This is a genomic window from Novosphingobium sp. GW835-FHT14H07 (genome assembly GCF_058793515.1).
Window position 1 is genome coordinate 1 of sequence record NZ_JBXAFX010000016.1, and the last position, 19,093, is coordinate 19,093.

Consider the following 19,093-nt stretch of genomic DNA (forward strand, 5'->3'; position numbering starts at 1 on the left):
CACTGATCGACGCGCCGCGACAATCACATTCTCATCCTGATTGACGCGCAATCCTCATCCAGTTTGTCGCGCTACAGTCCCCGGTCCCGATCCGATCGATGATGCCGGTAACGTCGATCTCGGATGTCTGATGCTTTGACTCGCGCGCGTCGACGCGCGCCGCGATGCGATGGTGGTCGCTGCTGACCACCTGGCGTGCAGTCGAGGCGATCAGTTGCAGGTTGGGGAACGCGGCGAAGGCCGCTTCCACCGCCACGCGCCGCCGTTCGGCGCCATCGCCCGAGAACGTTTCGCCGAGCAGCAGTGATATGTCGCGGTGGTTGCCGATGAGCACGGTCGCTGCACCCACCAGTTCGGTCAGCACGGCGCGCGGATCGCTGTTCCAGCTTTCCCAGAGCTGAGCCCGGTAGTTTCCGTCGAGGCAGATAGGTACGCCCGCGCTCTGCGCTGCAGCCACGGCGGCTCGGGCAAGCGCGACGCCATTGGGCCCGAGCGCAGGGGTTATGCCCGACAAGTGCAGCAGGTTCGCCCCTTCAAGCGCTCCTGCAAAGTCGAACGCCGAAGCGTCAGCATGCGCAAATGCGGACCCGGCGCGATCGTATGTGATCGATGAGGGCCTGAGCCCAGCGCCGGGCTCCATGAAATAGAGCCCCATGCGCCCGGGACCACGGGCGACGAAGCGGGTATCGACTCCGCCCGCGCCGAGTTCGGCCCGCGCCTTGTCGCCAAGGGGATTGTCGGGCAGCAGCGTCACCATGCGGGTGGCGTGGCCCAGCGAGGCGAGCGCGACGGCCACATTGGCTTCCGCCCCGCCGACAACCATCTCGAGGCTCTGCGCCTGGACCATCAGACGCGCGCCGGGTGGCGAGAGCCGCAACAGCAATTCGCCAAAGCATACGAGGTGACCGGCCATCAGGGCGCTAGGGGTCACCGGGCCAGCCAGCCGCCGTCGACGGCCAGCACGTGTCCCTGCACGTAATCTGCCGCGCTGCTGGCAAGGAACACCGCTGCACCGCCGATGTCCGCCGGATCACCCCAGCGTCCTTCCGGTATACGCTCCATGATCTGGCGATTGCGCGTCTCGTCCGCTTGCAAAGCGGCGGTATTGTTCGTGGCGATATAGCCCGGTGCAATCGCGTTGACGTTCACACCCTTGGCCGCCCACTCGCAGGCAAGCAGTTTGGTGAGGCCGGCGACGCCGCTCTTGCTTGCGGTGTAGCTCGGCACCCGGATGCCGCCCTGGAAGCTCAGCATCGAAGCAATGTTGATGATCTTGCCGCGCCGCCCGGTGGCCTCGCGGTTGGCGATCATGTGGCGGCCCGCCGCCTGCGAGAGGAAGAACACGGACTTGAGGTTGGTATCGACCACCGCGTCCCAGTCCTCCTCTGTGAAGTCCACCGCATCGGCCCGGCGGATGATGCCCGCGTTGTTGACCAGCACGTCGAGCCCGCCGAGCGAAGAGATCACCTGTTCGACCACAGCCTGCACCGGTTCGATCGTCGAAAGATCGGCACCAACCACTTCGCAATTGCGCCCCAGTGCGCGAACTTTGGCTGCGGTTTCCTCGGCAGGCGTGCGGCCGACTGCGGCAATGTCTGCCCCCGCCTGTGCCAGCGCCACGGCAATGCCTTGGCCAATACCGGTGTTGGCACCAGTGACGACCGCAATGCGGCCCGATAGGTCGAACAGGTTCATCGTTATCCTCTCCCCTGGATCAGGGGTCAGGCCGAAAGGCCGCGCAGGTAGTCGGAGATCGCTTCGTCCTTGCAGTTGGCATAGAACAGGTCGGCAAACTTCTCGCCAGCGATGGCGGCCTTGAGCAGGTCCTGGTCAACGGTCTTGAGGACGGTCAGCATATCACGGCAGGAAGCTTCCTTGAGGCTCTTGAGGATGCCACGATTGGTCTTCATGATCGCCGCGCGTTCCTTGGGATAGCCAAGGCCGCGTTCGCCATCGAACAGTTTGCGGTACACGTCCTGCAGGTTCAGTTCGGCTGCCCAGCCGAAGCCCTTGGAGTAGGGCATCGAGATCGCGTTGCCATCGTTGATCTGGCCGAACAGGAACGCGTCGGTCGGGTCGATCACCAGTCCGCAGAACACGCCCGGCATGCTGTTTGCAGCAAGCATCGAACCCATCCCGGTGCCACAGCCAGTAACCACGAAGTCGGCAGCCCCGGAGTTGAGCAGGATGCCGGTAAGCAGGCCGTTCATCACGTAGGTCCGCGAGGCTTTGTCCTCGGGCGTGTACATGCCGTAATGATGAACCTCGTGGCCAAGCGGCTCTGCCACGGCGGCCAGCGATTCGTGGACGAGGCTGGCCTTTGCGGCCTGGCTGTTCTCGATGATCAATGCGATTTTCATGGGAATTCCTCTCGCTTCGGCTTGCTTGACCGAGCAGTTTGACGCGAATTTGACCCTTAGGTAACCGGTGTCATTAGTCGAAGCAAGCCCATTTGTGCGCCATTTTTGCAGGTATCAGCAGGTGGCGACCGACGCCCGCTCGATCAGGTCGGAAAGGAAGTGCGAGGGCTGCTTGCGCGCCTCTGCCGGGTCGATCAGCTTGAGCGCCGCGGCTCTGGCCATGGCCTGGATCGGCCAGCGCACGGTGGTGAGTGGGGGCCAGATATGGGCGGCGATGGCAGTGTCGTCAAAGCCGACGATCGAAAGGTCCTCCGGTACTGAAAGGCCGAGCGTCCGCGCTGCGTGCAGAACGCCTGCGGCCATCTCGTCGTTGCTCGCAAAGATCGCGCCGGGGCGGGGCGTTGCGGCGAGCAGCTTCCTGCCTGCGGCAATTCCCGTCTCGAACGTGTAGTTGCCCTCGGCCATGATGGCATCGTCCAAGGGGATCCCCGCCATCTCCAGCGCATCGCGATAGCCCAGCGACCGCTCGGCAGCGGAGCGGAAACCTTCGGGACCGGCGACGAAGCCGATGCGGCGGTGGCCCCGACGGATCAGGTAGTCTATCGCTTGCGAAACCGCCTCGCGGTCGTTTGACGCCACCATGTGCTCGTCTTCGTCAAGCTTGACCGAGCCCATGCGCACGTAGGTGACGCCAAGTTCGTCGCACAGTTCGGCAAGCGCATCATTCTCGGAAATTGGCGGCAGAAGCATGACGCCGAACAGCCTTTGCTGTTCGAGAAAGGCCCGCACGTCGTCAAGCATGTCAGGCGAGCGGCGATTGACAGGACGAACGACAAGCGCAAACTCGGTATCGCGGATTGCGGAAAGGATCCCTTCCTGCACGCCCAGCACCATCTGCGCGTTGGGGTTATCGTGGATCAGGCCGATGAGGAAATTGCGGCGCAGGGCCAGGGCCCGGGCTTGAGGGTTGGGGACATAGCCCAGCTCCGCGATCACCGCCTCGACCTTCTCGCGCGTTGCATCGTTGAGCAGCGGCGAGCGGTTGATTACCCGGCTGACGGTTTTCTTCGAGACGCCCGAAAGGCGCGCCACGTCGTTGATTGTCGGCTTGCCGTCCTTCGACTTCTTCACACGTCGTCCCGTCGATCCCAGCCCGGTTCACGGTGACTTACACCGGTGTCAAGGCGTTGCAGCGTTACTAGCCGGTTCTTGTCAGACTTTGCAATGGGCCGCGAGTCTTGGCCATTGACACCGGTTACCTAGAAGCTATCCAAAGACGGTGCCCTGCCGGGCGTATTTTTGGGAGAGTCGCGGATTGTCGGTCGTCGTTGCCATGCCGGACGTGCTGCGCGTTCACGCGATGGACAGCGTTGCGGTGGCGCTGCGTCCGCTTTCCCGCGAGGCGGCGGTCACAGTCGGCGGCGTCGCCCTTGCGATCATGGAAGACATTCCGCAGGGGCACAAGTTCGCCACGCGCGCCCACGCCGTCGGTGATCGGGTCGTGAAGTACGGATTGCCGATCGGCGTTGCCACCCAGGACATCCAGGTTGGCGAACACGTCCACGTCCACAACGTGAAGACCGCGCTTGACGGCGAACAGGTCTACTCTGCCGAAGTCGCACGCGGCGGATTGGCCACGGCGACCAGCGCTGCACGGACCTGGCAGGGCTACCGACGCCCCGATGGTCGTGCCGCGACGCGCAATGAAATCTGGATCCTGCCAACAGTGGGCTGCGTCGGTCGCACTGCGGAGCAGGTCGCACGTGCTGCACAAGCACGCCATGCCGCCTTGATTGCGGAGGGTCGAATCGACGGTGTTCACGCGTTCAATCATCCTCACGGTTGTTCGCAATTGGGAGACGATCTCGACGCGACCCGCGCGCTGCTGGCTGGGCTGGCCGCCAATCCCAATGCGGCTGGCGTCTTGCTGCTCGGTCTGGGGTGTGAATCCAACCAGTTGAGCGCTTTGCTGGCCGCCCTGCCGCAAACGGCGCGGCCCAAGGTACGGACGCTGTCCTCGCAATCCGCCGGCGACGAATTGGTGGAAGCGGCAACGCTGGTAGACGAACTGGTCGAACTCGCAGTCTCCGCGCAGCGCGAGGATCTGCCGCTCTCCGCGCTGATCGTGGGGCTGAAGTGCGGTGGGTCCGATGGCTTGTCAGGTCTTACCGCCAATCCGATGCTCGGCCGCTTCAGCGAATGCCTGGCCGCATCCGGGGGCACGCCGATCCTCACCGAGATTCCGGAAATCTTCGGCGCGGAGCAGGCGCTGCTGGATCGCGCCGTCGATGCTCGGACGTTCGCGTCTGCCGCTGCGCTGGTGAACCGCTTCAAGCGTTACTACCTCGATCAGGGCCTGCCGGTGTCGGAAAATCCGTCGCCCGGCAACATCGCCGGCGGGATTACCACGCTAGAGGAAAAGTCTGCCGGCGCCGTGCAGAAGGCCGGGACCGCGCCGCTCGCTTCGGTGCTGGATTACGGGGGTCAGGCGGTCGAACCCGGCCTCGCCTTGCTCGAAGCGCCCGGAAACGATGCGGTTTCTTCCACGGCCCTTGCCGCAGCAGGTGCAACGCTCTTGCTGTTCACCACCGGGCGCGGCACGCCGTTGGGATTTCCGGTGCCCACGGTCAAGGTCGCCTCGAACCGGGCCCTGGCGCTGGCCAAGCCCCACTGGATCGATTTCGACGCCTCGCGCGTGCTCGATGAAGGCGAGCAGGCGGCAGATGCGGCTTTTCTCGAAACGCTGGTCGCTATCGCCAGCGGTCGCCGAACGGCCGCAGAACGCAGCGACCAGCGCGAAATGGCAATCTGGAAGAAGGGCGTAACGCTCTAATTGTATAACGCGACCGGATGGCTGAGACTTGTGATTGACACCGGTTTCCTATAGGCAGCCGGACGAATGAAGGACCAAGGGATGGGGACCGAATTGAACGAGAATGCGGATCAGGTTGCAGCGGCCTTCGTCAGCGCCCGCCGCGAGGCCCGCGTCCTCGAAACCTACCCCGGCACCGCGCCGCAGGGTCTCGACGATGCCTATGGCATACAGGGTCGTGCCATTTCGATCGACGGGCGTGAGGTCGTCGGCTGGAAAGTCGGGCGCATCAATCCCCCTCTCGACGCGTCGCTTGGCGCAAACCGCCTTGCGGGCCCGATCTTTGCGGACAGCGTCGTCGACGCCAATGCCGGCGATACTCCAACGATGCCCGTCTATGCAGGAGGCTTCGCCGCAGGCGAGGCCGAGTTCCTTGTCCACGTCGCGCCGGGCTTCAAGGGTCCGGTTCCTGCTGACGACGCCGGCACGATCGCGATAGTTGATGATGTCCGCATCGGGATCGAGATCGCAAGTTCGCCCTACCCGGGCATCAATGCCGATGGTCCGGCGGTTACCGTGTCCGACTTCGGCAACAACACTGGCCTGGTGCGTGGCGCCGCTCTGCCCAACTGGCAGTCGACCGACCTCTGCTCCATGAGGGTCAGGAGCGAGATTGACGGAGTCGAAGTCGGGTCGGCAACCGCTGCCGCCATGCTCGACGGGCCCTACGGTGCGGTGCGCTTCCTGCTTGGCAATCTGCTGGCTCGAGGCTTCGATGTGTCGCAGGGCCTATGGGTCTCCACCGGTGCCGTGACCGGCGTGCACGAGATCGCCGTCGGCCAGGAATTTCGTGCGATCTTCGAGGGCCACGGCGAATTGACCTGCTCGATCATCGCGGCGGGCCCCCGCTGAATTGCACTTGGCGGCACAGCCCGTAACGGGTTGGCCGCTTCGGGAGAGAAGCAATGGACCAGAACTTCAACCCGGCTGCAGCCGCCTCTGCCAAGGCCGGGCGCTACCGCTGGGTCATCGTTGCCCTGCTTTTTGCGGCCACGGCAGTCAACTACATCGACCGCCAGATGATCGGCGTGCTCAAGCCGACGCTAGTGGCCGAGTTCGGCTGGAGCGAGACCGATTTCGCCCAGATCGTGTTCTGGTTCCAGGTCGCATATGCCATCGGCTACATTGGCTTTGGCCGCATCGTTGATGTGGTCGGCGCGAAGCTTGGCTATACCATCGCAATCGTGATCTGGACTGCCGGGCACGTGGCGCACGGCTTCGCAACCGGTCTTGTCAGCTTTGCCGCCGCGCGCTTCGGTCTCGGCGTCGGGGAAAGCGGGAACTTCCCGGCTGGCATTCGCGCCGTCACCGACTGGTTCCCCCAGCGCGAGCGCGCCTATGCGATCGGCCTGTTCAACGCCGGTGCCAATGTGGGCGCGATCATCACGCCACTGCTGGTCCCGGCGCTTGTGCTGTGGTTCGATTGGCGCGCCGCATTCTTCATCACCGGCATCTTCGGTGTGGCATGGCTCGTCGCATGGTGGCTGATCTATCGCCATCCTGCCGAACACCCGCGCGTCTCGCCGGCCGAACTTGCCTGGATACAGCAGGACCCGGCAGACCCGGTGGAGCAGATCGGCTGGGCAAAGCTTCTGACCGTGCGCGAGACCTGGGCCTATGCGCTTGGCAAGTTCCTGATCGACCCGGTCTGGTGGTTCTTCCTGTTCTGGCTGCCCGGCTACCTGTTCGAGCGCTATGACATGGACCTCAAGACATTCGGTCTGCCGCTCGCGGCGATCTACCTGATTTCCGATGGTGGTTCGATCTTCGGCGGATGGATGTCCTCCCGCCTCATCAAGGCTGGCCGCACTCCGAACTTCGCGCGCAAGGCCACGATGTTTCTGTGCGCCGTGGCGGTACTGCCGATCTGGTTCGCGCAGAGCCTCGACAGCGTGTGGGCTGCCGTATTCATCATCGGGCTTGCCACTGCGGCGCATCAGGCCTTCTCGGCGAACCTCTACACGCTGCCTTCAGACGTGTTCCCCCGTGGGGCGGTAGGCTCGGTGGTCGGCATTGGCGGCACGGTCGGGGCTCTCGGCGGGATGGGCATGGCCCTGTTCACCGGCTACATCCTCGACAAGACCGGCGGCTCGTACGAGGTTCTTTTCGCCATCTGCGCCAGCAGCTACCTGCTTGCCCTGGCTGTCGTGCATATACTCAGCCCGCGGCTCGCTCCAGCAGCCGTTTGAGGCGCGTTGGCAAGCGAGGCGCTGCACGCGAGCGTCATTGAAAGGGGCACTCCCTACCCGTTGCTTCGACCATCATCCGAGTGACGCCAGGGACCAATGCAGGGACTGGCTCCTTTCGGTCATCGGCGCAGCCCAAGGCAAGTCCTTGCCAGCCGTTTGACGTCGAGATCTGTCAACAGCGATGGCAAAACTGCAAATGGGATGAAGGTAGCTCCAACCACGCTCCTGCTGACCCTGTCTATCCTCCTCGCGCGCCTGGCACGCGCCGGACTGGAAGAGTCAGGCAGTGTATGCCGCCGCCGCAGCGGGTGAACTGCGAAACGTCAAATGTTTCAACGTGATAGTCGCGGGCGCGGAGTCGTGAAACGGCCTCGTCGTCCTCACTGGCGATGATCTTCTTGCCACCCAGTGCAAGGATGTTGCAGCCGAGCTGCGGCACGCTGGCGGCTGGCATGTCGATAAGCGCAATGCCAAGCTCGCGAAGCCGCGCAACAAAGCTTGCATCGAGCAGTTCGACACAGGCCAAGGCTTCGTCCGGGCTGACCATGCAGAACAGGGTGTCGAGATGGAGGTGGTCTGCATGGAACGGGCAGACCAGCACTTCCCAGCCGGCATCGTGGAACGGCGCGGCGAACTCCTCGAGCCCCTCCCGCGAAGTCCGCTCGCCCGAACTCCCGATCAGGAGGAGGCCCTCACGGGCAATGCAGATGTCTCCACCCTCGATCGTGCCCGTGGTGACGCGCGGCCAGTTAAGCCCCCAGGCTCTGACGTGGCGCGCCAAAGCCTCGGTTTCGCCACGACGATGCGGCATGGCGGGGGCCGTCAGCATCGGTCCGAAAGGGGTCGCTACGGCGATGTCCCGGGTGAAGCACATATCCGGAAGGTCCGGTTCTGGCGTCACTAAGTGGCAGGTTACGCCGTTGCGGCGCAGGGCTGCACACAGTGCCTCATGCTGCCGCTTGGCCGCCGGCACATCGACCGCAAAGCCCTGCTCGAGATTGTCGCGTGTAACGGTGCAGCAAGGTACCGGCGCCAGATAGTCCGGCGGGCACAGGACGACGTCGGTAAGCAGGTCGGTCTCGCCACTGATGCGCCAGTCGAGAATGGTCGGCACGCTGTCGATTGCAGAGGTATATCGCGAAAGAAGATCGAGTTTCATATGTTCTCCTGGCTGGGAGAACGGTGGCCCTTGCCCGGTCGTTCCACTGTCTACCGCACGGATGGGCGCGGTCGGGCTATCTCGGCGGCCTTTTATCCGCCCACCGTTGCCAATTCACCGCTCATCGACGGCGCGCCATGTTGGAATGTTTCCCCAGGGAAACATTCCAAATAGGATGCACGGTCACCCCCTTCGGCGTCAGCCGGCCGGCCATTCGTCTGCATGGGCCTGGCTTGCGTGCAGGAAGGCATCGAGCGCGATCTCGGCAATCTCGGCGCGATCGTCCTGATAGGGTTTCCCATACCCGGCAAAGATGCTCATGCCTTCCATCGCCGAAGTGATGAAGATGCTGGTCAGGTCCACGCTTCGTTCGTGGGCGGCAGGGTAAGCGCAGCGGACGGCGGATACGATGGCGGCGCGGGCCCTGTCGTACATCTCGTACATGCGGTCTGCCACGAACGGATCGTGGTTGGACAGCGCCCAGAGCTCCGGAAACAGCCGCGTGGTGCGCCGCGTGCCGATATCGTCCATGATGAGCCGGCACACGTCCATCAGGCGCGCAACAGGAGGGAGCTTCTGGTCTGCCATGATCTCGGCGAAGGCGTCCTCGTATCCACGGATGATCGCGTCGAACAAGGCAGAGACGAGGCTTTCGCGCGAGGGGAAGTGATAGGTCAGGTTACCCATGCGCAAGTTGCAGGCCGTGGCTACGCCGCGCAGCGTAAGGGCGGCGTAGCCATGCTCAAGCAAAAGATCATGCGCCGCCTGCAGGATTACGCGGCGCGTCCGGTCTCCCTTGGCGTAACCGCCCATCCTGTCGGGCAGGGTCAACTGGGCGACGTGCAAGGGAGGGCCGGACCTTCGCGTCATGTGCGCGGCAGAAATGGCGGGTCCGACGAGCGGAACGCATCGAGCACGTTCGTCATGATGCGCGCGACGTTGTTCCGGCCGCCGTTGCATGGCAATGCCTGGCTCCACGCGATCGACCCGGCGGCAAACACTGCGCCGCCCTTGGCGTTGGCATAAAATGCAATATCGCCGCGCACTTGCGGGTCCTGCGTGCCGCCCCTGCCGGGGAAGGCATAGGTGATGTCTTCGGACACCAGCGGGTAGTTGTCCGAGTGATTGAACGAGGACGCGACCAACAGGGTGTGCGGTGGCGTGCCCAGCGTGAGGTCGTAGCGGTCCATCTCGAGCCCGGAGGCGCCGCCGAGACCCAGCCCGAAGTTGCCGATCAGTTCATCGTGGCCCACGCCTTCGAACAGCCATGCCGCCTCGGGTTCGAAGGAGTCGGGCATGCGCTCGAACGGCTGGCTTTCGTCCATACCTTCGGTGGTAAAGCCCAGCGCGACGAGCTTCTGCGGCGGCCTTCCCCGCGCCCGCCACAGACCCGACCGGTCCCCCGTCGTCGCGAGATAGCCTTCGCCCGGCGCGGCCTGCCACGCACGGGAGCCGGTATCGAGCTTGCGGACCTCGATGCACCACGGCTCCTCGTCACGCACTTCGGTGACCCAGTAGAGGCCGTTGCCGCCGAGGTATCCGACGCGACCGCCACCGGCCACGTAGTCCTCGAGCGCATCGAGCATGCCCAGCGAGTAGTACTCAGGGTGAGTCCCGGTCAGCACCGCGCGGTAGGGCGAGATCAGCTCCAGGCCCCCGGCGGCGAGATCATGGTCGGTCACCACGTCGACTTCATAGCCCGCCGCGTCCAGCCACCAGATCAGCGAAAGGTCTGCCGGGAAAGCCCACGGCGCACCGATTGCCGGCATCCGGTACTTCGGGCGCATGTTTTGTATCGGCCTGCGCCACGAGGAGTAGCACACGCCCGCGTAGTCCGAATGGACATCGTAAGTCGACAGACCGAAGGCTTCCTGCTGCTTCCAAGTGAGATCCGCTTCACTCACCACCGGCGTATTGGCGCAGATGGCCTGGGCAATCGGCGCCTCGAAACTGAGATGTTCGTTGGCGTAGGCCAGATACGTGAAGGTCGGCATAAGCACGGCCATGTCCGCGCGCGCCTTGTCCGGCCTCACGAAGAACGGCACGTGGTCTTCGCTGCCGTCCTTGGATACGCGCAGGGCATAGACGCCGCTCGGCAGATCGGGCGGGATTTCGATCGAAACACTTGCCTGCCAGCCGCAATCGACAAGCGCATCGTCGTGGAATGCGATCCCGCCGTACTGATGCGGCGCGAGCCGGAAGCTGTCGTTGCGGCCGTCCCAGTTCCAGCCGGTCATGGCCCGGATCGGTCGGTTGATGCCGTGGGCATGGAGGCCATGGGGTCCGACGTCCCGAATCACGTCGCCGATGCCTTTGTCTGTGTATCCCGCGGTCGTGTCCCAGTACGCCAGCAATCGCTCGGCGGCGGGCAGTTCGCCTGCGGCAAGGCTCGCAAGTTCATCATGCCCGGCCATCGCGTTGAGGATGCCGTGGCGGTCGATCTTGCCATTGTAGTGCGCCACGGCGCGGTCATCGCCGGTCAGCGCCGCTGCCAGCGTGAACTGCCCGCCACATGGCAGCACCGGCCGCTCCAGCTGTTCCGTGGCAGCAGCATCGAGATCATAGCCGGGTGCCGGTCCGACGAGGCTGTTCCAGCGCGAGATCAGGCCCTTCTGCCAGATCAGCAGCTTGCCTGTCTCGTCCCAGCCACCGGCGACGAGATGCCAGGCGTGCGCTGCAACCGGCTTGGGGCAGACGATCTCGGCCGTTCCGGCTTCATCGCCAAGCCTGAGAGCAACCTGCCCGCCTTCGGTCAGGAGCAGCGCAAAACCCCGCTTCGTTGCCGGGTCCCACGTTCCGGCAATGATCTGTTCGCGCGCTCCGGGCGTCGTCGGCTTGATGAAGGCGAAGAGGGTGGCCGAGGGCAGGGAAGCACTGAGCACTCCGTCAGGGTCCCGGGCCCTGGCCCAGCTGCCGAGCGGGACATATTGCGGCCCGACCGCCACGGTCCGGGGCAGCGTGACGACGGTTACTTCCTTCTCGACGAAACCCGGCCCGAGCGGGTTGGTATCGCCGTGCAGCAGCCGGACGAGACTGATCTCCGCCGTGCCTGGCTTTGCATCGTGCAGCATGAAATCGACACTACCACCGCAGCGGGCGTTGAGCGGATCAGCATAGCCGGTGAGGTTGCCGGGCGCGCTCATGCCTCGTCCCCTGCAAGCTGTGCATTCAGGTCCGCGATCCGCTGGAGGAAGGCCGCGTGATGCGCCTCTGCGAGGCTGGTCGCGGGCTCGCCATCGATGATCGTGGCCGAGCCGCCGCGGACGCCGGGAAAACGGATGAGGCGATAGACAGGTCGGGCAGGATCGGGCTGGAAGATTCCGACCTTCCCGGCAAGGCCGCCGCGCCGGAAGAAATTGAGCACCCGCTCCAGGGCATCGCCGTGCTGGCCCAAAGGCTTGCGTCGATGCTCTTCGATCATTCTCTCGGTGATCGTCGTGGCGAGCTTCTGGGCAAGCCGACGTTCGAACATGAAAACGTAATCAGCCTGCCGGTCCCTGATGGCTTGTGGGTACTGCATGATTTCCTGCCTCCTTCGACGGCACGGCTTGGCTCTCGCGCAGGCTGGGCAGCCGCACGGGAGCACGTTGTCGGACTGGGGTGTGTCGCGAAGCCTAGTTCAGCGAGATCAGACCCATGTGCAGCGCCTTGGCGACGGCATGGGTCCGGTTCGCTGCCGCCAGCTTCTGGTTGATGCGTTTCAGATAGACCCTGACCGTCTCGGCCGAGATATCGAGGATGGCCGCGATGTCCTCGATCGTCTTGCCGTAGGCAGACCAGACCAGGCATTGATGCTCGCGCGGGCTGAGCGCGATCTGGCCGGCAACCATCTGTTCTGTCGTGGCCCAGAGGTGGTTATCGAAGTAGTGCGCGACCATGGTCAGCAGCGCGGTCATTTCCTGGCGGCAGGCGTCCTGGGCGCTGCATTCGGTGCCCAGCGCCGTGAGAAAGGCGAACCGGCGGCCGTGGACATGGACTGGCACGGTAATCCCGTCCGTCAGGCCGAGATCTGAGATATAATGCATGCAATCGCGCTGCGGTGCGGTCAGCAGGTCCGCGCTGTTCTGCACGTCGCTCCAGCGAACCGGGCGGCGGCTGTTGGCAGCCGAAAGGAAGTATGGATCGTGGCGGCTGTGCCGGTCCCATTGCCGGTCCCAGTTCGTCGGGAACGCCCGCACAAGGACAGGCACATTGCCACACTGGCCTCCAAGCGGTCCGCTTGACCACCCGTAGACAAACTGCTTCCAACCCAACGATTGCAGAAAGTCGTGAAGGACATCGAGACGCTCTTCCAGTCCGCTGGCGCGGTCGAGACCATCGGTGAGACGCGCGAGCGGCCCCTCTTCCTGATCGACGACGTAACCGGATGAGAGGATCGTTGGCTTCATGACGCGGCCGCTCCGTATGATCGGAGGAGCCTCACGCACTTCGATACGGGGAGTCAAGGTGGCCATTTCCAACCTCAGAATTTGAAGTTTGCGGCAAGTCCATAAGTCCGGGGTTGCCCGTAGATGTTGAGCACCCAGCCAAATCCGGGCAAGTCATTGACGTAGGTACGATAATGGGTGTCGGTAAGGTTGCGGGCGAACGCGGAGAGGCTCCACCGGTCGTCCTCGGCACCAATTCCGGCGCGCGCATTGACCAGCCAGAAACCCGGCTCAAGGCTGGAGGGAGAGTTGACCGTCTCGAAGAACTGCGACGAGCGCCAGTTACCGTCGGCTGCAAGGATCAGCTTCAGGCCGTTGCCGATGGCGGGCATGTAGCTGCCCTGCGCGGTGAAGGTCCAGCGCGGCGATTGCACGGTGCGGGCACCCTTGAGGCTGGCGCCGCCCGAAGTGATGTCGCTGTCGATCCTGGAGTCGAGCCAACCGAGCACCATGCCCACCGACAGGTCGTTGATGGGCCGCCACTGCCAGTCAAGCTCCGCGCCCCAGGTGTTGATCGCGGCTGCGTTGATGGTCACCGGGATCGGCGAGGTTGCGCTGTCGACGTTGATGAAGCCATCGCGGAAGTCGTAGTGGAACACTGCGGCGTTGAGCTGCATGGTGCGATTGGCCAGGAGCGACTTGAACCCTGCCTCGTATGCGGTGATCTTTTCGGGGCCGAGCGAAGTCAGCGCAGACTGGGTGGCGGTGAACTCCGCATTGTAGGAGCCTGACCGGAAGCCGGTCGAAACGTTCGCATAAAGCATGAACTTGTCGAACATGCCGGACACGTCTGGCTTCCACTCGATGCCCAGCTTGAAGTTGGCGTCGTCGTCGGTGCGGCTGGTGTCCGCCTGGGCCAGGGTAGCGACGATCGTCGTCGGGGCCAGCGGATTGCCGCCAAGTCCGGTTCCGGCGAACGTGCCGCCCTTCAGGCCGACCTTCTCCCAGGAATAACGGACACCGGCGGTCAGGCTGAGATGATCGGTCAGCTGGACGTCGTTGTGGAAGAACGCGGCGATCGCGTCGCTCGTCTGGGTGAAGGGGCTGTAGAATCCGGGTGCTGCGCCTCGCGCGATCTGCAGGTAATCGCCGTTGCGATAGGCGTCGCGCTGGTAATAGAGCCCGAGCACGTAGTTCCAGCGGCCCTGCCCGTTCGAGGTCAGCCGCAGCTCCGTGTTGAACTGGCGGATCCGGTTGTAATAGTCGACGTCGATGGTGTTGACCGGGCTTCCGTCGGAGTCTTCGTGCTGGCGGCGGGTGAAGGTCTGATAGGACGTCAGCGAGGTCAGCGTCGCGCCGTCGAACTCGTGCTCATAGCGCACGGTTGCGCCGATCGAGCGGTTGCGGACGGTATGAGTCTGGTTGTTGTTCGAGGTGAACGGGTCGTTGTCGCCCGGAAACAGGCCGTCCGTGCCCCTGACGCAGCCGCTGTTGCCGCCGGTGGCACGCCCCGCCAGATAAGCGCCGCAGAACACCGGGGCACCTGCCGCTACCGAAGCCGGGGGTGAATACGCCGACGCCTTCGTAAGGCTGAAGCTCGCCGTTCTGCTGTCCGCCGAACACGGTCACCAGCACGCTGTCGGGCCCGCTTTCCCAAAGAAGCTGGCCACGCAGGGCCCACTTCTTCTCGAAGCCTTCGCGCCGACCGAGCGTGAGATTGCGATAGGTCCCGCGGCCCTGGTCCGTGACCATGCCCGAAAGGCGCGCCGAGATCGTGCTGCTGAGCGGGCCGCTGACATAGCCTTCCGCGCGAAGCGTGCGGTAATTGTCGAACGAAACGGTGCCTCCGGCAGCGAGTTCGCTCGTCGGGCGGCGCGTGAAGAAGTTGACCGCGCCGCCAGTGGCGTTGCGCCCGAATAGCGTGCCTTGCGGACCCTTGAGCACTTCCACGCGATCGATGTCGAACAGGAGGAGACCGCTCATGAAGGTCTTGGCGAGGTATCCCTCGTCGACGTTGATCGCGACCGGTGAATCGAGGTTGGCGGAGAATTCGTTGGTCCCGATCCCGCGGACGTTGAACGCAACCTGCCCGGCGCCGTAGTTCGCCTGGATATTGGGAACCAGCGAGGTCAGGTCGGTGACGGAGCTGGCGCCGGCCTGGGCCAGGCTGTCGCCACTGACGACCGAAAGGGTGATCCCGACGTCCTGCACAGACTGCCTGCGCTTCTGAGCAGTGACGGTGATTTCCTGGATCGTGCCGGAAGCTGCCTGGTCTTCAGCCTCCTCGGCATGAACAGGAGCAACCAGCATCGACGATGCAAGCGCTGCCAGCGACAGTCCCCACCTGCCAGCCACAGTTGTACCAACCATCTCATTCCCCCCTTGTGCCGAACCCGTCCCAAAGCTTGGCTCTGGAGGCAATGTTCTCACTTGGGCTGGATGTAACAATTCACCCGAAGCGGGGACAGCTGGGTGCTCATACTGCCTGTTGAGGTGAGTAAGTCTGTCAAGCGAAAGCGCTCCGCAAAGCAGCTACTTTCGACGCATGGAAGTTCTTCGCCACCTGGGTTGAAGCAGCGATCCCGTCAAATCCATGGAACGCCCCAGGCACGACTTCCAGCCGGGTCGGAACGCCGGCAGCGATCAGACGCTTGGCGTACATTATGTCCTCATCGACAAAAAGGTCGATAGCTCCGACGCCGATGAAGGTTGGCGGCAGGCCAGCCAGATCCGATCGGCGTGCTGGCACTGCCGCCACAGGAGCAGCATCCATGCCTGGCTCCATCCCCAGAAACGCACCCCACCCGAACCGGTTCTTGGCAGCAGTCCAGACAATCGTGCCGATCGGAGCCTTTGGCGTCTCCACGGTTCCGGTGCGGTCATCCAGCATCGGGTATATCAAAACCTGTGCGACGATCGGGACCTTGCCGACATCACGCGCTTTGAGGGCCAACAGCGCCGCGTGCCCGCCGCCTGCGCTCTCGCCCATAACGGCGATCCTGCCTGCATCGACGCCAAGGGATGTCGCATTGTCGTAAAGCCATTCGAGAGCTGCATAGTTGTCTGCAATGGATCCCTGATATCGTGTTTCCGGCGCGAGACGATAATCGACTGTGACGATCGTGCAGTCCAATTCCAAAGCCAGACGCTGCAGGTCAGCAACCATGCTGATAGCTGTGCCGCTGACAAAGCCTCCGCCGTGCGTGTGAAGGATTGCCGGACGGCGTTTCGACGCGTCGCTGTTGACGACGTACACGGTGACCGCCGGGTGGCCCGTCAAACCAGGTACAGATTGTCTGGTCCAGGCGGGGGCTTGGAGGGGAGGCTGCGCCCATCCGCCCATTGCCTTCCGGGTGAATGACAAGCTTTTTTCGGAAAGCTCGGGCATGGGTTCAAGCATGGCCATGAGTTGCTTGGCAAAGGGGCGCAGTTGAGGGTGAACGTAGGCAAATTCCTCTGGCTCGCTGGCACGCGCCAGTTCGCTCAGACCGCCCAGAAGGCAGCCCGCAGTTCCGATGGCAGCCAGCTTGAAGGACTCTCGCCGTGAAACTCGCTTCACGATACTTCTCCCATACGTCGATCAGAATCTTACGAGTTTGCCCAAATTCGATACCAAGCCGAGTTCTGTCTGGCTTAGCCTCCAGTGTCTTAGCAGTTGCAAGGCGTCCCGCCTCGCTAACCTAGAAAGCGAGGCAGCAAGGCGGGACCTGTAGCCTGTCAGAACTTAGCTTCCAGGCTTGCCCCCAAGGTGCGACGCCCTTCACGCGTCAACCAGTTCACGGCGCCGCCTGCATCTGCAAAGGGCAATCCGATCACTGATGCATGGAAGCGCTTGTCCAGCAGGTTGCGGGCGAACACGCCGAGGCGCCAATTCCCGTCCGGGTGACCGATGCCGGCATTGAGACCGATGGTCACGAATCCTGGCTGGGAAGCAATCGCGCTTGCCACGTCATATTGAACCCTGCTTCGATAGTACCCGTTTGCTGCCCAATCGAACTGCAGGCTATCGCTGATTGGCAGGGTGACATTTGCCCCCAACGTAGCGCTGTATTTCGGTGCTCCGGACAAGGGCTCGCCTTTCGCCTGGATCAGACTGGTTCCGTTCTGGGTGAAGCACGTGTAGCCGGCCTTGACGACACTTGGGCAGGCCGTGACGTAATCGGTAAACTTGGTGTCCGAATAAGTGAAGCCTCCATTCAGGCTGAACTCGGGGCTGACGCGCCAAGCTGCATCCACTTCAAAGCCATTCGCGCGGAAACCACCGGCGTTCTCCGTCAGGAACTCGGTTCCGTTGAAGACCGAGGTTTGGAGGTTCTTGTACTGATCGAAGAACATGTTGGCATTGAAGGTGACTGTCCGATTGAACAGCTGGCTCTTGAGCCCAACTGTCACGTCGCGGACCGTCTGGGGATTGACGCTGGACTTTGCACCCGTGAGCCCGGAGAACGTCACGGTCGGTCCCAGGTAACCACGGGCAACGGTCGCGAACACCATGACATCAGGCGCCAGCTTGTATTCGGCACCGACTCGCCCTGACCATCCTGTCTTCGACACGCTGCCCGTTTGCAGTGCACGCGGTGCATAGGGGACAACGAATCCTGGCGGCGTTGTCGAGAAATCGACCGTTGCGGGTGCGACGGCCGGATCGACGATCGAGAACGACGACGATTTGACCTTGTCATTCTGGACCCGGAAACCGCCGAGAAGGGCGAACTGCTCGCTCACGTGGAACTTGCCGTCAATAAATCCGGCGTAAGAATCAGACTTTGTCTGGGTGTTACTCTGCCCTGCCGAGATATTGATGATCGGTGTGGCACTCAGCGTCGGTCCAAGAGCAATCGGTGTGAACGGGAAGGCCGGGCGCAACTGGGCGCGATTGAAGTCGTTAGCGTCGCCTACCTTGCGAACCGATGCGTAGAAGCCACCGGTAAACTCGAGCTGCGAGCCCTTGGGCGAGGACAGGCGCAGTTCCTGGCTGAAGAATGTCTGATCGACACCGGTTGGCTGGGCCCTGAAGATCGGCAAGCTGCTGCCATCGATGGCAAATGCCTGCGGACCTTCGTTCAGGCCACGGTAGGCGGTGACGGACGTAAGGTTATAGCCGCTCCCCAGCTCCTTGTTGATTTCGATCGAGGCTCCGAAGTTCTGCTCCGAGCTGTACCCTGGATAGTCTTCAACCGATTTGCCGTTCTCGAAGCCCGGCGTGACGCCCAAGGCTGACAGATTGGCGAAGCGTAATGCCATCAGCGGATTAAAGCCGGTTCCCGGCTTGGCGCTGTTTGGCAGGGAGTTAAGCGTCCAGAGTTGCCCCGGCCCTGTACGATTGATTTTGGAATAGTCGCCGATCACGTAGACGCTGAGATCTTCGGACGGCTCCCAAAGCAGCTTGGCGCGCGCGCCATAGCTGCGTTCACCACCCCACATTTCATCGCGCAGGACGTTCTCGAGGAAGCCATCATTCCGACGGTAGAAGCCGAACACCGACATAGCGGCATTGCTCGACAATGGCAGGTTGACCGAGGCGTTGGCGTTGACCTCGTTCAATTCACCGTACGATGCGTACGCCTTGCCCGAGACCTTGTCGAACCGGGGCTTGGCCGTCGTGATGTTGATGACGCCGGAAGAAGCGTTCTTGCCGAACTGGGTACCCTGCGGGCCCTTGAGCACTTCCACCCGCTCGAGATCCCCCAGGCTGTTGAGCGGATTGCCGAAGGGGATCACGACGTTGTCGACGACGGTGCCGACATTCTGTTCGGACGACGAGGCGAAACCGCCTGCCGAGCCAACGCCACGCAGACGGAAACCACTGTCGTTCGGGGAACTGCCAAACTGAAGGCCAGAAACCTGATACTGCAAGTCGGGCAGGCGCTGGAATCCTCCCTTGGCGATCTGTTCAGCTCCCAGTGCTGACACGGCCAACGGCACTTCCTGCAAGCGCTCTGCCCGTCGCGAGGCTGTCACGACGATGTCCCCGAACACGTCGGCATTCGCATCGGTGCCAGCGCCTTCAGTTGTATCCTGGGCATTCGCTGACCATGAATATGAAGCAATCGCAGTCGACGCCGCCAGTGCCATCAATCTGTATCTATTCATCTTTATCTCCCTGAAATTGAATTATCGGAATAATGTCTCTCGATTGTCGAACT

At 63.0% G+C, this 19,093-nt stretch carries 16 protein-coding genes; 3 read left to right on the forward strand and 13 right to left on the reverse strand.

Annotated features, from left to right (window positions below):
• Positions 1-31: 31 nt before the first annotated feature.
• From AC1Q5P_RS14540 to AC1Q5P_RS14555, 4 genes are all read right to left on the reverse strand, one after another.
• Positions 32-913 carry a sugar kinase gene (locus tag AC1Q5P_RS14540; RefSeq protein ID WP_492519335.1) on the reverse strand — a complete coding sequence of 294 codons (882 nt, stop codon included), beginning with the start codon at positions 911-913 and terminating at the stop codon, positions 32-34.
• A gap of 14 nt (positions 914-927) precedes the next feature.
• A complete protein-coding gene (gene kduD / locus AC1Q5P_RS14545; protein WP_492519302.1) occupies positions 928-1,695 on the reverse strand; it encodes a 2-dehydro-3-deoxy-D-gluconate 5-dehydrogenase KduD in 768 nt (255 codons plus the stop codon).
• 26 nt (positions 1,696-1,721) lie between these two features.
• Complete coding sequence (locus AC1Q5P_RS14550) at positions 1,722-2,360, reverse strand: RpiB/LacA/LacB family sugar-phosphate isomerase (protein WP_492519303.1); 639 nt, start codon at positions 2,358-2,360, stop codon at positions 1,722-1,724.
• A gap of 114 nt (positions 2,361-2,474) precedes the next feature.
• Positions 2,475-3,491 (reverse strand): LacI family DNA-binding transcriptional regulator, encoded by a 1,017-nt coding sequence (locus tag AC1Q5P_RS14555; protein ID WP_039335866.1) that lies wholly within the window; start codon positions 3,489-3,491, stop codon positions 2,475-2,477.
• Between the two features lie 202 nt (positions 3,492-3,693).
• Here AC1Q5P_RS14555 and AC1Q5P_RS14560 point away from each other — a divergent pair, with 202 nt between their 5' ends.
• The 3 genes from AC1Q5P_RS14560 to AC1Q5P_RS14570 all read left to right on the forward strand — a co-directional run bounded on the left by AC1Q5P_RS14560 (position 3,694) and on the right by AC1Q5P_RS14570 (position 7,421).
• Positions 3,694-5,193 (forward strand): UxaA family hydrolase, encoded by a 1,500-nt coding sequence (locus AC1Q5P_RS14560; protein WP_492519336.1) that lies wholly within the window; start codon positions 3,694-3,696, stop codon positions 5,191-5,193.
• An 81-nt stretch (positions 5,194-5,274) separates the two neighbouring features.
• Positions 5,275-6,084, forward strand: a complete 810-nt coding sequence (locus AC1Q5P_RS14565) for a 2-keto-4-pentenoate hydratase (RefSeq protein WP_062344801.1) — start codon at positions 5,275-5,277, stop codon at positions 6,082-6,084.
• A 53-nt stretch (positions 6,085-6,137) separates the two neighbouring features.
• A complete protein-coding gene (locus AC1Q5P_RS14570) occupies positions 6,138-7,421 on the forward strand; it encodes an MFS transporter (protein ID WP_193828752.1) in 1,284 nt (427 codons plus the stop codon).
• A 238-nt stretch (positions 7,422-7,659) separates the two neighbouring features.
• Here AC1Q5P_RS14570 and AC1Q5P_RS14575 read toward each other — a convergent pair whose 3' ends face one another.
• The 9 genes from AC1Q5P_RS14575 to AC1Q5P_RS14615 form a co-directional block, all read right to left on the reverse strand.
• Complete coding sequence (locus AC1Q5P_RS14575; protein WP_492519304.1) at positions 7,660-8,580, reverse strand: dimethylarginine dimethylaminohydrolase family protein; 921 nt, start codon at positions 8,578-8,580, stop codon at positions 7,660-7,662.
• A gap of 198 nt (positions 8,581-8,778) precedes the next feature.
• Positions 8,779-9,450, reverse strand: a complete 672-nt coding sequence (locus AC1Q5P_RS14580; RefSeq protein WP_492519305.1) for a TetR/AcrR family transcriptional regulator — start codon at positions 9,448-9,450, stop codon at positions 8,779-8,781.
• Positions 9,447-11,723, reverse strand: coding sequence for a N,N-dimethylformamidase beta subunit family domain-containing protein (locus tag AC1Q5P_RS14585; RefSeq protein ID WP_492519306.1), 2,277 nt, complete (start codon positions 11,721-11,723; stop codon positions 9,447-9,449). Before AC1Q5P_RS14585 ends, AC1Q5P_RS14580 begins: the two co-directional genes overlap by 4 nt.
• Positions 11,720-12,100, reverse strand: a complete 381-nt coding sequence (locus AC1Q5P_RS14590; protein ID WP_492519307.1) for a N,N-dimethylformamidase alpha subunit family protein — start codon at positions 12,098-12,100, stop codon at positions 11,720-11,722. The genes AC1Q5P_RS14585 and AC1Q5P_RS14590 overlap by 4 nt, the downstream gene beginning before the upstream one ends.
• Before the next feature lie 94 nt (positions 12,101-12,194).
• Entirely contained in the window at positions 12,195-12,968 is a 774-nt protein-coding gene (locus AC1Q5P_RS14595; RefSeq protein ID WP_492519308.1) for a LuxR family transcriptional regulator, read from the reverse strand.
• 74 nt (positions 12,969-13,042) lie between these two features.
• Complete coding sequence (locus tag AC1Q5P_RS14600; RefSeq protein WP_492519337.1) at positions 13,043-14,410, reverse strand: TonB-dependent receptor; 1,368 nt, start codon at positions 14,408-14,410, stop codon at positions 13,043-13,045.
• On the reverse strand, positions 14,319-15,317 hold the full coding sequence (locus AC1Q5P_RS14605) for a TonB-dependent receptor plug domain-containing protein (RefSeq protein WP_492519309.1): 999 nt from the start codon (positions 15,315-15,317) through the stop codon (positions 14,319-14,321). The genes AC1Q5P_RS14600 and AC1Q5P_RS14605 overlap by 92 nt, the downstream gene beginning before the upstream one ends.
• 136 nt (positions 15,318-15,453) lie before the next feature.
• Positions 15,454-16,506 (reverse strand): alpha/beta hydrolase, encoded by a 1,053-nt coding sequence (locus AC1Q5P_RS14610; RefSeq protein WP_492519310.1) that lies wholly within the window; start codon positions 16,504-16,506, stop codon positions 15,454-15,456.
• Between the two features lie 158 nt (positions 16,507-16,664).
• The gene (locus AC1Q5P_RS14615) at positions 16,665-19,040 is read right to left on the reverse strand and encodes a TonB-dependent receptor (RefSeq protein ID WP_492519311.1); all 2,376 of its coding nucleotides are present in this window, start codon (positions 19,038-19,040) and stop codon (positions 16,665-16,667) included.
• Between the last annotated feature and the right edge of the window lie 53 nt (positions 19,041-19,093).